General features: G+C 71.1%; 8 protein-coding genes and 1 pseudogene. 2 read left to right on the top strand and 7 right to left on the bottom strand.

The annotated features are described in order from the left end of the window. Window positions 1–7: 7 nt before the first annotated feature. From AADZ78_RS05810 to AADZ78_RS28935, 3 genes and pseudogenes are all read right to left on the bottom strand, one after another. A complete protein-coding gene (locus AADZ78_RS05810; protein WP_085252941.1) occupies window positions 8–6,673 on the bottom strand; it encodes a PE family protein in 6,666 nt (2,221 codons plus the stop codon). 322 nt (window positions 6,674–6,995) lie between these two features. Continuing rightward, window positions 6,996–7,379, bottom strand: coding sequence for a BBE domain-containing protein (locus tag AADZ78_RS28940; RefSeq protein ID WP_276063638.1), 384 nt, complete (start codon window positions 7,377–7,379; stop codon window positions 6,996–6,998). Window positions 7,380–7,838: 459 nt separating this feature from the next. Next, a pseudogene (locus AADZ78_RS28935) lies at window positions 7,839–8,432 on the bottom strand (FAD-binding oxidoreductase); the annotation flags it as partial. 118 nt (window positions 8,433–8,550) lie between these two features. On the opposite strand from AADZ78_RS28935, the gene AADZ78_RS05795 reads away from it, so the two are divergent. Then, window positions 8,551–8,952, top strand: coding sequence for a DUF732 domain-containing protein (locus AADZ78_RS05795; RefSeq protein ID WP_085252939.1), 402 nt, complete (start codon window positions 8,551–8,553; stop codon window positions 8,950–8,952). A 7-nt stretch (window positions 8,953–8,959) separates the two neighbouring features. On the opposite strand, the gene AADZ78_RS05790 is transcribed toward AADZ78_RS05795, so the two are convergent. Beyond that, entirely contained in the window at window positions 8,960–9,253 is a 294-nt protein-coding gene (locus AADZ78_RS05790; protein WP_085252938.1) for a DUF3017 domain-containing protein, read from the bottom strand. Beyond that, window positions 9,250–10,095, bottom strand: coding sequence for a bifunctional methylenetetrahydrofolate dehydrogenase/methenyltetrahydrofolate cyclohydrolase (locus AADZ78_RS05785; protein ID WP_085252937.1), 846 nt, complete (start codon window positions 10,093–10,095; stop codon window positions 9,250–9,252). The genes AADZ78_RS05790 and AADZ78_RS05785 overlap by 4 nt, the downstream gene beginning before the upstream one ends. A 204-nt stretch (window positions 10,096–10,299) precedes the next feature. Between AADZ78_RS05785 and AADZ78_RS05780 the strand changes: the two genes are divergently transcribed. Beyond that, window positions 10,300–11,493 carry an NADH:flavin oxidoreductase gene (locus tag AADZ78_RS05780; protein WP_085252936.1) on the top strand — a complete coding sequence of 398 codons (1,194 nt, stop codon included), beginning with the start codon at window positions 10,300–10,302 and terminating at the stop codon, window positions 11,491–11,493. On the opposite strand, the gene AADZ78_RS05775 is transcribed toward AADZ78_RS05780, so the two are convergent. Together AADZ78_RS05775 and AADZ78_RS05770 are read right to left on the bottom strand one after the other, a co-directional pair. Next, complete coding sequence (locus AADZ78_RS05775) at window positions 11,456–12,913, bottom strand: TfuA-like protein (RefSeq protein ID WP_085252935.1); 1,458 nt, start codon at window positions 12,911–12,913, stop codon at window positions 11,456–11,458. The two genes, AADZ78_RS05780 and AADZ78_RS05775, sit on opposite strands and share 38 nt — an antisense overlap. Continuing rightward, window positions 12,910–14,148: a YcaO-like family protein gene (locus AADZ78_RS05770; RefSeq protein WP_085252934.1), complete on the bottom strand. Its 1,239-nt coding sequence runs from the start codon at window positions 14,146–14,148 to the stop codon at window positions 12,910–12,912. The genes AADZ78_RS05775 and AADZ78_RS05770 overlap by 4 nt, the downstream gene beginning before the upstream one ends. Window positions 14,149–14,526 lie beyond the last annotated feature (378 nt).

Here is a 14,526-nt window from a genome sequence, read left to right as displayed (position 1 = left end):
CCGGTGATCAGGGCGTTGCGCCGTCGCCGCCATCGCCGCCGTCGCCGCCGGCCCCGGGGGTTGTGCCCACGTTGGCCTCGCCGGCCTTACCGGCGTCGCCGGGATCGCCGGCAATGACGTTGCTGGCGCCGCCATCACCCCCGCTGCCGCCGCTGCCGCCGTCGCCACCGAGGCCGGTGCCGCTCTGGGTGGCGCCGCCGTCGCCGCCACGACCGCCGTTGCCGCCATCACCGCCGAAGCCGCCGGGAGCAACGGCGGTACCTCCGTCACCGCCCGCGCCGCCGGTGCCGCCGTTACCGCCGGTGGAGCCGCCGCCGTTGCCGCCGGTACCGCCGTTGCCGGCGTTGCCTCCGGTACCGCCGACGGTGACGCCGTCGCCGCCGTCGCCGCCGTTGCCGCCGTTGCCGCCAACACCAGACACGGTGCCGATGGTGAGCGCGCCGTTGGAGCCGCCGGAGCTGCCGTCACCACCCCTACCGCCGTCACCGCCCACGTAGCCGGTGCCGCCGGCACCACCTTTGCCGCCGTTGCCGCCGTTGCCGCCTTGGGAGCCGCCGGCGGTGCCGCCGACGCCGCCGCCGCCGTTGCCGCCGGCACCACCCTTGCCGCCCATGTCACCGACGTTAAGGCCGCCGTGGCCGCCGGCCCCGCCGGCACCACCGGAGGCCCCAGAGCCGCCGTTGCCGCCACCGCCGTTGCCGCCGGCGCCGCCGATGCCGCCGTTGCCGCCGTCACCACCGGAGCCGTTGAGATTGTTACCGCCCTTGCCCCCGGCGCCGCCGGCGCCGCCGGACGCGCCCGTGAGGCCGGTGGCCACGCCGCCGCTGGTGTCGCCGAAGCTGCCGTTGCCGCCGTTACCGCCGGCGCCGCCCTTGCCGCCCACGCCGGTGGAGTTGCCGCCGTCGCCGCCGCTGCCGCCGGCACCACCATTGCCGCCGATGCTGCCGCTACCTCCGTTGGTGGCGGCGCCGCCGTGGTCGCCGTGGCCTCCGGCGCCACCTGCTCCGCCGAGGACGACACCGGTGCCGCCCTTGCCTCCGTTACCGCCGTTACCGCCGGCACCACCGCCGGTACCGGTGCCGGTGCCCCCGGCGCCGCCGAAGCCGCCCTGGCCGCCGGCACCACCGGCGCCGCCCGTGTGGCCGCTGCCGCCGGCACCACCATTGCCGCCGCCACCTGCGTTGCCACCGCGAGCGTTACCGCTAGTAGAGCCGCCGTCGCCGCCGTCGCCGCCCTTGCCGCCACTGCCGCCGAAGTGGCCGGCGGGGCCGGTGCTGTCGCCGCCCTTGCCGCCAGCGCCGCCCGAGCCGGCGTGGCCGCCGTTGCCGCCGCCACCGTTGCCGCCGTTACCGCCGCCGCCGCCAGCACCGCCGCTACCGGCGTTGCCGGTGGAGCCGTCGCCACCAGCGCCGCCGGCACCACCATTGCCGCCGTTGCCACCGGAGTCGCCAAGGCTAAGAGAGCCGCCGCCGGCACCAGCACCGCCGGCACCACCGGCGCCGCCGTCACCGCCGCTGGTGCCGTCGCCGCCGTTGCCGCCGGCGCCACCGGCACCCGCGTCGCCGCCGAATCCGCCGCCGGCGCTGGTGCCGCCGCCGTTGCCGCCGGCACCACCGGCACCACCAGCGAGGCCCGCGACGCCAGTGCTGTTACCGGAGTTGCCGCCGTTGCCGCCGTTGCCGGCGTTACCACCATGGCCGCCGCCGCCGTGACCGCCGTTGGCGCCGGCGCCGCCGTTACCGCCCTGGCCACCGGCGCCGGCGGAGCCGTTGCCGCCGTTGCCGCCGTTACCGCCGGAGCCGCCGCTACCGGCACCGAGGCCGGCGGCAAGGGAGCCGTTGCCGGCGGCCGTGCCGCCGGCGGCGCCGTTGGCGCCGGCGCCGCCCGTGGTGCCGCTGCCGCCGTTGCCACCGCTGCCGCCCTTGCCGCCGCTGCCACCCTGGCCGGTGTTGCTGGAGGTGCCGCCGCCGTTGCCTGCGGCACCGGCGGCACCACCGGCAAGGCCCGCGACGCCGGTGCTGTTGCCGGAGTTGCCGCCGTTGCCGCCGTTGCCGCCGTTGCCGCCGCCCGCGCCGCCGCCGGCGCCGCCGTCGCCGGCGTTGCCACCGGCGCCGCCCTGGCCGCCGGCGCCCGCGGAGCCGTTGCCGCCGTTGCCGCCGTTGCCGCCGTTGCCGCCGTGGCCGGCGGTGAAGTTGATGGCAGCTGGGCCGTTGGCGGCGCCGTCGGTGCCGTTGCCGCCCGCGCCGCCGGCCCCGCCCGTCGTGCCGTTGCCGCCGTGGCCGCCGTTGCCGCCGTTGGCGCCGTTGCCGCCCGCGAGGTCGCCCAAGGCCTTGCCAGCGGCGCCTGCGTTGCCGCCGTTACCACCGGCACCGCCCGCAGCGTCCGTGCCGTCGCCGCCGTCGCCACCGGCGCCGCCGTTACCGCCGTTACCGCCGACCGTCGTGCTGGTGTTTTGACCGCCGGCACCACCGGCACCGCCGGCGCCGCCGGCACCACCCGCGCCGGCCGTGCCATTGCCGCCATCGCCGCCGGCGCCGCCTGCACCGCCGGTGCCGCCCGTTTGATTCCCACCCAGGGAGTTGCCGCCGTTGCCGCCGGCCCCGCCGGCGCCGCCGACACCGCCAATTTCGTCATTTCCGCCCTGGCCGCCGGCGCCCCCGTTGGCGCCGTCGCCGCCGGCGCCGCCGTTGGGGCCGCTGCTACCGCCGTACCCGCCGGTACCGCCGGCGCCGCCGAATCCCTTGGTGGCGTCGCCGCCGGCGCCGCCGACGGCGCCGTTGCCGCCGCTGCCGGCGAATTGGCCCGGGCCGCCGAAGCCGCCGCCACCGCCTTGGCCGCCGCCCAAGGCGCCGCCGCCACCGGCGCCGCCGGCGCCGCCGTTGCCGCCGGTGTTCCCGGTTCCGCCCGTGCCCCCCTGGCCGCCGAAGCCGCCAACCCCGCTGGTGCTGCTACCGCCGTTGCCGCCGTTGCCGCCGGTGCCGCCGCTTTTGCTGGTGTTAGCAAAATCTCCTATGCCGCCGGTGCCGCCGGCGCCGCCCGGGCCACCAAACCCGGTGCCGGCGGCGCCGCCGGCGCCGCCATGTCCGCCGTTCCCGCCCTGTCCCGCAGCGATGTCAACGGTGCCACCGCCGCCGGCGCCGCCGAAGCCGCCGAGGCCGCCGTTGATCATGCCGGTACCGCCGGTGCCGCCGTTGCCGCCCGTGCCACCCGTGCCTACGAAGCCGAGCTGGTTCAGCGCTCCCCCGCCGTTGCCGCCGTTGCCGGCGTCACCGCCGTTGAGGCCGGAGCCGCCGTTGCCGCCGTTGCCGCCACCCCCGCCGTCTTTGGCGGTCCCGCCGGCCTTTGACTGGGCGCTCCCGCCGGCGCCACCGTCGCCGCCCTTGCCGCCGTTGTGGGTTATGCCGTCGGCGCCGTCCAAACCCGTCGAAGAGCCGGTGCCGGCCTTGCCTCCGGTCCCGCCAACCCCGGCGTCACCGCCGTTACCGCCGTTACCGCCCTTACCGACAGAATCGCTGTCTGAGCTGCTGGTGCCGGCCTGGCCGGCTCCGCCGTCACCCGGAGTGCCGCCGTTACCGCCCGCGCCGCCGTCACCGCCAGCGCCTGTGGCGCCGTCGACGTACCCGACCGCCTGCGCCGTGCCGCCCGCGCCGCCGTCGCCTCCGGCGCCGCCGTTACCACCGTCACCGCCGTTACCACCGTTCTGGCCGTTGCCACCGTCACCGGGGAAGGGGTTAGAGCCCTGTGTGCCGTCTAGGCCGTTGCCGCCGTTGCCGCCAGCGCCGCCGGCGCCGCCGGCGCCCCCGTCGCCGCCATTGCCGGCATCGGTTCCGCCATTGCCGCCGAACCCGCCCTTCCCACCAGCCCCACCGTCGCCGGCATCCGTGCCGAATCCACCGGAGCTGATGGCCGACTTGCCGCCGGCGCCAGCTGCGCCGTTGCCGCCGTTGCCACCGTTGCCGCCGTCGCCGACCGACCCGCCATGGCCGCCATTGCCGCCGGCCCCGCCGGCGCCGCCTGCGAGGGAGATGCCGAGGCTGAACTCGCCGGCGCCGCCGTTGCCACCGTCACCGCCGTTACCACCGTTGCCGACCGACGACCCGCCATTGCCGCCATCGCCGCCGGTGCCACCGAGACCACCTGGGACGATTAAGCCGGGAAAGAGCTCACCGGCCTTGCCTCCGTTGCCGCCGTCGCCGCCGGCGCCGCCGTTGCCGTAAGACCCGCCATTGCCACCGTTGCCGCCGGCGCCCCCGATGGCACCCAACGTGGTCGCGGTGGCGCCGTTACCGCCGTTGCCGCCGTTGCCGCCGCTGGTGGGCGCGGTGCCGTCGGCACCGGCCGCACCCTTCATAGCCGGAATAGCGCCCTTGCCGCCGGCCCCACCCGTGCCGCCAACACCCACCTCACCGCCGGCGCCGCCGTCGCCGCCGGCACCGCTGTTGATCGCCAACGTCACGTCGCCGGCGGCACCGCCGCCGCCATCACCGGCGGCACCGCCGTTACCGCCGGCGCCGCCGCTGCCGGCCTTAGCGAGCGTGGCCGAGGCGTTACCACCCTTGCCGCCGTCGCCGCCGCTGCCGCCACTACCGCCGTTGCCGCCGTCCTGGCCGAGGGAAGAATTGGAGAAGTCTTGCCCGTCGGTTCCGGCGGCGCCGTTACCGCCGTCGCCACCCGCACCGCCGGTGCCGGCCAACGACCCGCCGTCGCCGCCGTTGCCGCCATCGCCGCCGTTGCCGCCGTTGGCGCCAAAGCCGGCGCCAGCGACGCCGCTACCCCCGTCGCCACCCGCACCGCCGTTGCCGTAGGACCCGCCATTGCCGCCGTTGCCGCCGTCACCGCCGCTCGCCCCCGCGGCGGTGGGGGTCGCGCCGACGCCGCCGTTGCCGCCGTTACCACCGCTGGTGGGCGCGGTGCCGTTCGCACCGGCCGAACCGTTCAGAGCCGGGTTGGCGCTAATTCCGCCGGCCCCACCCTTGCCGGCAACACCCACTTCACCGCCGTTACCGCCGTCGCCGCCGGCACCCTGGTTGACCGTCAACGTCACATCACCGGCGGCGCCGCCACCGCCATTACCGGCGCCACCGCCATCACCGCCCCTACCGCCGTCCCCCGCCTTGCCGTTGGAACCGGCGACCGCGGTGCCGCCGGCGCCGCCACTACCGCCGTCGCCCCCCTTGCCACCGTTGCCGCCCATGCCGCCGTCAGAACCGGGCGAACCCACGGTGGCGGCGTCGAACCCGTTACCACCGGTGCCACCGCTACCGCCGGCGCCGCCCTTGCCGCCGGCGCCGCCATTGCCGTGCTGTGCGCCGCCATCACCGCCGTTACCACCGTGGCCCCCAGCGGTGCCATTACCGCCGTTACCGCCCCCAGTTTGTAAGGCGGTACCTATAGCACCGGCAGAACCCGCATAACCGGTACCGCCGGCACCGCCGTTACCGCCGTTACCGACCGACCCGCCATTACCGCCATTACCACCTGCTCCACCGGCCTGAAGGGGCGAGTTGCCGGTGGCGCCAGTGCCGCCGTCGCCGCCGTTACCGCCGCTGGTGGGGGTAACGCCGGTAGCACCTTGCGCACCCCCAAGGATGCCGCCGGCCCCACCGGCCCCGCCCCCGCCGGGGTCGCCGCCGTTACCGCCGTTACCGCCGGCACCACTGTTGAATGCGAAACTCGGATCGCCGGCGCCGCCGATACCGCCATCGCCACCGACACCACCGGCCCCGCCGGCCCCACCGTTACCGACCAATAACCCGCCGCGCCCACCGTTGCCGCCCGTTCCGCCGTTGCCGCCGTCGCCGCCGCTATTGCCGTTAAGGCCGGCGGCACCCGGCAGGCCAGCCCCGCCAGCCCCACCGACGCCACCGTTGCCGAACAGCAACCCGGCGTTGCCACCGTTGCCACCCGTACCGCCGGCCCCGCCGACCCCTCCGGCCCCGCCGTTGCCGTACACCCACCCGCCGGTCCCGCCGACACCACCAGTGGCACCGGCGCCGCCGACCCCGCCAGCTCCGCCGGCCCCAAACAGCCAGGCGTTGCCGCCCGCACCGCCGGCACCTGCGGTCCCGCCGGACCCGCCGGCGCCGCCGTTGCCGTTCAACCAGCCGCCGGTCCCGCCGACACCACCCGTAGCGCCAGCGCCGCCAGCGCCGCCGGCCCCGCCGTTGCCGAACAGCCCCGCCGCACCGCCCGGGCCGCCGGTTTGCCCGACCGCCCCCGAACCGCCGTTACCGCCATTGCCCCACAACAACCCCCCGGCAGCACCGGCCTGCCCAGTTCCCGACGCCCCATTAACGCCATCACCGATCAGCGGACGCCCCAACAACAGCTGTGTGGGCGCATTGATCGCATCCAACACGGCCTGCTCGAACGCCTGCAACGGCGACGCATTCGCCGCCTCAGCACTCGCATACGCGCCGCCAGCCCCCGTCAGCGACTGCACAAACCGCTCATGAAACGCCGCCGCCTGAGCACTCACCGCCCGATACTCCTGCGCGTGCGCACCAAACAACGCTGCGATCGCCGCCGACACCTCATCACCGGCGGCCGCCAACACCTCAGTGGTCGGGCCCGCTGCCGCCGCATTCGCCGCGCTGATCGCCGACCGAATCCCGGCCAAGTCAGCTGCCGCCGCCGCGACCATCTCCGGCGCCACCACCAGCAACACGACTATTCCTCCAACACCAGCGGCGGGTACGCCGCTCGGGCACGAGCGTTGAGCTGCGGTGGCAACGCCGACAAATCCATTGCCCTATCCTGTTCGCGGGTAACGCCCCTACCACCGGTCGATTCACCCACTACTTGTGTTTCTGCGGCGTCTCATTGACACCTCTGAGCAAGCCGGTGGCATCAGCTCGCACCGATGATTCTGCGCGTGGCCAGGACAAGGAAGGGCAAAGTTCCCAAAGATTTCAGAATGTCAGTGCACAGTGCACACATGTTTAACAAAGACCTGGGCAGAACGCCCTATCGAAGACCGGGGGCATGCAAACCCGTCAGAAGTTAAGCCCTGAGTACATAATCCGGTCGGGGTCGTATCGCTGCCGCACGGTGGTCAGCCGCGACAGGTTTGCGCCGAAGTAGCGTGACGCCGCGGTGTCGGTCTCCAGATAGTTGACGTAGCCGCCGACCGAAACGTGTTGCACCGCTTGATGCGCATCGCTCAGCCATTTGTTGGCCGTCGCCGCCTGGCCGCTGCTGGGGGTGTTGGCGTACCACTGCACAACGGCGGACTGACGGCGCCACGGGAATGCCGAGCCTGCCGGGTCCACGTCGGCGACCGCGCCACCGAGCGAATCGATGAGAGCCGACGCGCGACCCACGGCGGGCGGCCACTTTCCGATCCCGGCCACGATGGCTTGCGCCGCAGCCAAATTCATCGTGCCGATCACATCGGATCCGGCCACGAAGCCCTCCGGCGGATAGGTCGTGTGGCCGCCGGCCAGATACAGCACCAGGTCCATGTGGCTCAGGGTCTTGTGCTCAATTCCGCTGGGCTGCACTCCAACTGCGGACCTAATCGCGTCCGCGACCGCCGGACCGCGCCCGGCCGGGCAGGTCGCCAGCACATGGCAATTGCCCCCCGACGGGCCCTGCGCCGAACCGACGGCGAGGTCGACCAGACCCCAGGTGTCGCGGTCGGCCGAGCCCAGCCACACCTGCCAGCCGACGAGCACCTGCGCGGCCGCCGACGGCGGGAAATCGACACGGACGACATCGGAGTCGGCAGTGGGGAACGTCGCAAAGGTCATCGACGTCGTCACCCCGAAGTTGCCGCCCCCGCCACCGCGCAGCGCCCAGAACAGGTCGGCGTGGTCGTCCGCGGACGCGGTCACCGCATCACCGCTGGGCAGCACCACCGTCGCCGACTTGAGCGCATCGCAGGTCAGCCCCGCGTGGCGGGAGTCGGCGCCGATGCCGCCGCCTAGGGTCAACCCCGCCACACCCACGGTCGGGCAGCTGCCGGTGGGAATCGCCCGGCCCGCGCCGGCCATTGCCTGATGGACCGCATAGAGATCGGCCGCGGCCGGCACCGTCACGGTTCCCGTGGCACTGTCGAAAGTCACCCCGCCCGGCAGCCCGCGCAGATCGAGCACCATCGTCCCGGGCGCGGTGGACGCGCCGATGTAGGAATGCCCGCCGCCGCGCGGGGCGATCTTGAGCTTGTTCGTCGCCGCGAACGCGACCGCCTTCTGCACATCTGCCTGCGAGGTGACCGTTACCACCGCCGCGGGGTTGGAGCCGTTGTAGTTCGAGTTGAAGATCTGCTTTCCGCTGGTGAACGAGCCGCCGTTGGCCGGCAGCAGCACCTGCCCGGCTATCGACGACGCCAGGTTGGCCCACCCCGGTTCCGCGCGCGCTCGTGCCGTCGGGAAAACCGCCGAGGTCGCCAACGCTGCGACAGCGCCGCGCAGAAATATCTGGCGAGAGATCATGGGCCGCATTGTTAAACGCGGCGTTCCGAGCGCGGCCGGTTACGAACCGCGACAGAACGCAAACCTTAACGTCAACGTGCCCCAAATGTGACTGACGTGTAGCAGGGTTGCGGAGATGAACCTATGGCGCCATCAGCCCCTGACACTTCGACTGCTGGCGGCATCCGCGGGCATCCTCGCCGCAGCGGCGGCATTCGCGGCACCCGCCGAGGCAAACCCCGTCGACGACGCGTTCATCACCGCGCTGAACAACGCCGGTGTCAACTACGGCGACCCGATAAACGCGGAGGCGTTGGGTCAGTCGGTGTGCCCGATCCTTGCCCAGCCGGGAGGGTCCTTCAACAGCGCGGCGGCGAGCGTCATCGCAGGCAGTCAAGGCATGTCCCAGGAGATGGCGGAAACCTTCACCAGCATTGCGATTTCGATGTACTGCCCGTCGGTGATGGCAGACGTCGCGAGCGGCAACCTGTCGGGTTTGCAGCAAATACCGGGCATGCCGGACCTGCCCGGCTTCTAGCCCACTTCTAGCCCGTGCCCAACGGGTCAATCGTCCACGCGATGTAGACCATCGCGGCCCCGACCGCCGCCGTTGTCAGGAAGTCGGTCCCCCTGCTGCGTACCACCAGCAGGCCGGCCCGCTCGTCGGGCAATGCCAGCCGCAACGCCGCGGCGACCCCGACACCGATACCGATCAGCAGCGCCCCGCGGCGCCAGAAGTTCGCCGCCGCCAGCACGAACGCCACCACAAAGATCAGCCCAACCAGCAGGATCGGCCATTGGGCGCGGACGGCGCGCCCCAGGATGGTCCGAACCGTCATCGCTGCTCGGCCAGCTCGACAACGTTGGTCAACAAGAACGCCCGGGTCAGCGGCCCTACACCACCGGGGTTTGGCGACACATGCCCGGCAACGTCCCATACGTCGGGATGCACGTCGCCGACTAGTCCGTTATCGGTGCGGCTGACGCCGACGTCGACGACGGCGGCGCCGGGACGCACCATGCCGGCCGTCAGCAGATGCGGCACCCCGACGGCGGCCACAATGATGTCGGCTTGCCTGGTCAGCGACGGCAGATCGCGCGTTGCGGTGTGGCATAACGTCACCGTGGCGTTCTCGGAGCGCCGGGTGAGCAACAACCCCAACGGCCGGCCCACCGTCACACCGCGACCGATGACGACCACGTGCGCCCCCGCGATTTCAACGTCGTAGCGGCGCAGCAGGTGCACGATGCCGCGCGCGGTACAGGGCAGCGGCGCCGGCATGCTCAGCACCAGCCGGCCCAGGTTGGTCGGGTGCAGGCCGTCGGCGTCCTTATCCGGGTCGACGCGCTGCAATGCGGCGTTTTCGTCCAGATGCTTCGGCAGGGGTAACTGCACGATGTATCCGGTGCACTCGGGGTTGGCGTTCAGTTCGTCGATGGTCTCGTCGAGGGTGGCCTGGGAGATGTCGGCGGGTAGATCGCGGCGGATCGACGTGATGCCCACCTTGGCGCAGTCGGAGTGCTTGCCCCGCACGTAGGCGTGCGACCCGGGGTCGTCGCCGACCAGGATGGTGCCCAGTCCGGGCGTGCGGCCCGATTTGGTTAATGCCGCGACCCGCTGCTTGAGGTCCACAAAGATCTCGTCGCGGGTGACCTTGCCGTCCAGCGTGATAGCGCCCACGCCAGACAGTCTGGCATGGGTGCCGCGTAGCTCAATGATGGCGACCCGCCGCGCCCGGCTTCGCCGCGCTTGCGATCGCCGGGTGCCCAATAATGGCGACCCGCCGCGCCCGGCTTCGCCGCGCTTGCGATCGCCGGGTGCCCAATAATGGCGACCCGCTGCGCCCGGCTTCGCCGCGCTTGCGATCGCCATTACGCTCCCGATATGGCCCCGGATGTGCTCAGCCCGGCCACGCTCGGTCCGTTGAAGCTGCGCAACCGGATCATCAAGGCTGCGACCTTCGAAGCGCGCACGCCAAACGCGCTGGTGACCGATGATCTGATCGACTATCACCGCCAGCCCGCCGCCGGCGGGGTCGGCATGACCACTGTCGCCTATTGCGCGGTCTCCCCCGGCGGGCGCACCGGCGGCGACCAGATCTGGATGCGCCCGGAGGCGGTACCGGGGCTGCGCCGGCTCACCGAGGCCGTCCACGCCGAGGGCGCGGCGGTGAGCGCACAGATCGGCCACGCCGGCCCGGTGGCCGATGCCCGCTCCAACAAGGCCACGGCCCTGGCGCCGGTGCGGTTCTTCAATCCGATCGCGATGCGGTTCGCCAAGAAGGCCACCCCCGATGACATCGACGAGGTGTTGGCCGCCCACGCCAACGCCGCCCGGCTGGCGGTCGATGCCGGCTTCGACGCCGTCGAAATCCATTTGGGCCACAACTATTTGGCGAGCGCGTTTCTGTCCCCACTGATCAACCGCCGCGACGACGAGTTCGGCGGCTCGCTGGAGAACCGAGCCAAGGTCGCTCGCGGATTGGTGCTGGCCGTGCGCCGAGCTGTCGAAGGCCAGATCGCGGTGACAGCCAAGCTGAACATGGCCGACGGCATCCGCGGCGGCATCACCACCGACGAGGCGCTGACCACCGCCAAATGGCTGGAGGAAGACGGCGGGCTGGACGCGATCGAGCTCACCGCGGGCAGCTCGCTGGTCAACCCGATGTATTTGTTCCGCGGCGACGCGCCGGTCAAGGAGTTCGCCGGCGTTTTCAAACCGCCGCTGCGCTGGGGCATGCGCCTGACGGGCAAGAAGTTTCTCCGCGAATACCCCTACCGCGATGCCTATCTGTTGCGTGAGGCGAAGCTATTTCGCGCCGAGCTGAAGATGCCGCTGATTCTGCTTGGCGGCATCACCAACCGGGAAACGATGGACTTGGCCATGTCGGAGGGATTCCAGTTCGTCGCGATGGCCCGGGCGCTGCTGGCCGAACCGGACCTGATCAATCGAATAGCCGCCGACGGCGAGCAGGTGCGATCGGCCTGCACGCACTGCAACCGGTGCATGCCCACCATCTACAGCCGGACCCGCTGCGTCGTTACCGGCGCGCCGGACCGAGGACGCCCACTTCAATAGACGGCAGACGGTCGTCGGCCGCCGCGACTGCGAACGGGCTGGCGGCGGTGTAGAAGGCATCGTCGCTCATCAGGCCGCGTCGGGCGAGCTCGATGCAGTCCACCTCGGTGTGCCATCTCTTCGCGAAAAGACTCTTCAGTTGCGTGGCGTCGGGTCGGTGCAGGTTCAAATGGGGCTTTTGGCAGGCTAATTCGTCGCGCCTGGCCAGCGCTTGGGCCGCAGCGGTCCGCCACTGCGGCAGCCGCGGGTCCGCACGCAGCAGGTCGAGAAAGTGCTCGATCGCCGGCAGCGCCCGGGTGATAAACAACGTGCGCGTGATCAGCCGCGCCGAGACGGCAATCGGGTCATCGCAAAGGGTTTCGTTCTCGTCGGCGGTCAACCACTGCACCCTGACGGGCTCGGGGAAGCCGGACTCGTCGGCAAGTCCAACGGCCACGGCGTAGCGGTGGGCGACGATCTCCAACGCGCGTTGGCGGCTCTCGGCAGCGACCTGCCCAATGGCGAGAGACGCCTGTTGGCGAACGTCGCCGTCATCGTCGGGGTGGGTCAGTCGCCAGTGCCAAGCGGCGACCTGTTCCAGGGCGGGTAGGTAGGCCCATCGGTCGGTGGCGCACACGCTCAGCAGGGCGAGGACATCGGTGTCGCGGACCTCGACGGTGGTTTGGGTATGGCTTTGGTTGGTGCTAGCAACCGGAATGGTTGGCGCCCAGCGTTGTTGCCAGCGTTGCGACCAGATGGTTCGCGGCGGACGAGGGCGGCTCGCCGCGCCGCCACGGTGGCCTTCGACGATGTTGTGCAATGCGACCAGGGCATCGGCGTGTTTGATGTCGACGCGCAGCTCCTGCAGTTGCTTTGCCAGACAACTGATCTCAGGTACACCGACAGCGGCCAGCAGGCGGTGCCAGGTGCGCGCTGTGAACGGCATGCGGCGGGCCGTTTCGATGAGGTCAGCCGCTAATTGAGCCGATAACAAACCGATCTCGACGGCGCGGCCCAGCGTGTGGCGAATGTTGACCAGCGCGTCGACGAACACCGGGTAGCCGTCTTCGGGCTCTCCATGGACCATGGCGACTTCGTCGTCGGCGTCCAAATTTCCGTCGCGGTAGCCTTCGAATACCCAACCGTAGCCTTCCATTCCGAAGGGATGGAGCTCGGCGGCGCGCAGCGCGCCCATGCTGGACGAGCCGACGACGCGAATGCCGCCGTCCAGCAACGTCAATAGCTCTTTGTGTCGCACCGGCGCGTGTTGGAAGAAAAGCCCGTCGACAATCAGCAGCGTATCGCCCGGCTCCAGCCCGTAGCGCAGAGCGTCGGCGAACGAAATAGGGGGCACGACTTCGGCATTGGGCACCACGGTGTGGATATCGTCGATGCTGATGGTGGGCCCGGCGGTCACCACGATCCGGCCGGCGGCCGTCATGCCGACTCCTGTAAGGGGGTGCGCATCGGGGAGTGTGCTGTCGTCAGGCCCGGCGCAAGTACCTTCACTACCGGGACGCAGCTGCCGGCGAGATCGCACACGACTGCCAGCGGCTCGGTTCCTGACACGGCGGCCACCGCCGTTGCCGCCGTAGCCAACAGGTCACTCAGCGAGCCGGTGTCGGAAACGTGCCATGGTGTGGGTTCGGCGGCAGGCACGTGCCGCTTGGTTGGCCGCAGCTGGCCGTAAGCGTGTACTCGGGCGAAACGGTGGTACAACGCCGGCGACAGATCCTCGCGGGCTCCGCTGATCACCGTCAGCCTCGATTGCGCGGCTTCGGTGATCGCCCGGGATAACGCCACGTTGGGATCGTGGTGCAAGCCGAAGCCGCTGAACGGCACCCCGTGCATGCGCGAACACAATTCGGCGGTATAACAATAGAAACCGTCCCACGTATCGATGCGCGCGATCTTCAGTTCGCTTCCGGCCCGGTGAATCACATCGACCAGCTCGGCGCACTGGGAGTCGGCGACGTCGTCGAGAGGTACCTCGAATAGCGTGGTACCGGGTTCGCCCGCGGCCATGGCGTGGCGTTCCATGACTTCGTACAACCCATGCAGACTGGCCTCCCAGTAGCTGTTGCCGGAGGCCAACCCCGTGGTGTCCATCGAGAACATCGGTGGGTCCCAACGGTTCTCGACCGACGCGTTGACCATAACCGCCTGCCACGGCACCCAGGTTTGGCAGCCGGTCAACAGCGTCGTCGCGGTCATCCAGTCCAGCTTGGCGCCCGGATGGTAGAAGCTGCGCGCCGGCCGGAGCAGCTGCGCGGGATCGTAGGTCAGTGCGGCTGCGATCTCGGTTGTGCTCATGGAAACCAGGTCGGGCGTGACGTTTTCGGCGTGCCAGATCTCCAGCGATTCCATGACCGCAGAAACTTGGGCGGCACGGTGGGTAGGGGCCTTGCCTTGACTGACCGAAAGCGTCAGCGAATCGGGCCGCACCGCCTGTACGGTGGGAATCCCGAGATCATCGAGCCAGGTGAGATCGGCGACGCGGGTGATCCCCGCGGGCTCCAGCATCGGCTGCACGGCCTGCCAGGTCTGCTCGGGAGAGATGATGCGGTAGGTCCCCGCCCGGTGGGCGATGGTGGTGGGATCGGCGTGGCCCAGTACCCGCATCGGCCATTGCGACCAATCCGGGCCTACGGTGGCTACTGCACACGATTCAGACATGGGCGCAAGGTCCTCGAGGTGCGGACGATTGGGGTCGGGCTGACGCGACGTGGACTCCATCGTTACTTGCCGCGCGAAAACCGCTATGCGGGAACAACATTGGCGGGCATAGCGGGGGTTCGTTGCTCGACAACGAGCCCCCACTAGCGCCATCCTGGCGGACTGCATCGCAGCTTTAGTCGATGCAGTCTCCGTTGAAATAGAAGCAGACGAAGTGGAGCCGGTACGTTGCCTCGTCTTCGACGAACAGAAGTTCGTGGGCCATGGGATCACCTCCTTCCGCACCGATGAGCGGTTACCGCATATCGCACCGCAGTCAATCGACCACAGTGTCTGCCGTTAAGGCTGTTACGCGGACTGCCAACGCATACGATGATT

It is taken from the genome of Mycobacterium riyadhense, assembly GCF_963853645.1.
GTDB lineage: Bacteria > Actinomycetota > Actinomycetes > Mycobacteriales > Mycobacteriaceae > Mycobacterium > Mycobacterium riyadhense.
Note: the sequence above shows the minus strand (reverse complement) of the source record. Positions and strands in the feature narration are given on the sequence as shown.

What these genes read in the sequence shown, in the direction of transcription:
- AADZ78_RS05770 (WP_085252934.1), bottom strand. Translation starts at nt 14,148, where the DNA reads ATGTCTGAATCGTGTGCAGTAGCCACCGTAGGCCCGGATTGGTCGCAA.
- AADZ78_RS05780 (WP_085252936.1), top strand. Translation starts at nt 10,300, where the DNA reads ATGGCCCCGGATGTGCTCAGCCCGGCCACGCTCGGTCCGTTGAAGCTG.
- AADZ78_RS05795 (WP_085252939.1), top strand. Translation starts at nt 8,551, where the DNA reads ATGAACCTATGGCGCCATCAGCCCCTGACACTTCGACTGCTGGCGGCA.
- AADZ78_RS28940 (WP_276063638.1), bottom strand. Translation starts at nt 7,379, where the DNA reads ATGAATTTGGCTGCGGCGCAAGCCATCGTGGCCGGGATCGGAAAGTGG.
- AADZ78_RS05775 (WP_085252935.1), bottom strand. Translation starts at nt 12,913, where the DNA reads ATGACGGCCGCCGGCCGGATCGTGGTGACCGCCGGGCCCACCATCAGC.
- AADZ78_RS05790 (WP_085252938.1), bottom strand. Translation starts at nt 9,253, where the DNA reads ATGACGGTTCGGACCATCCTGGGGCGCGCCGTCCGCGCCCAATGGCCG.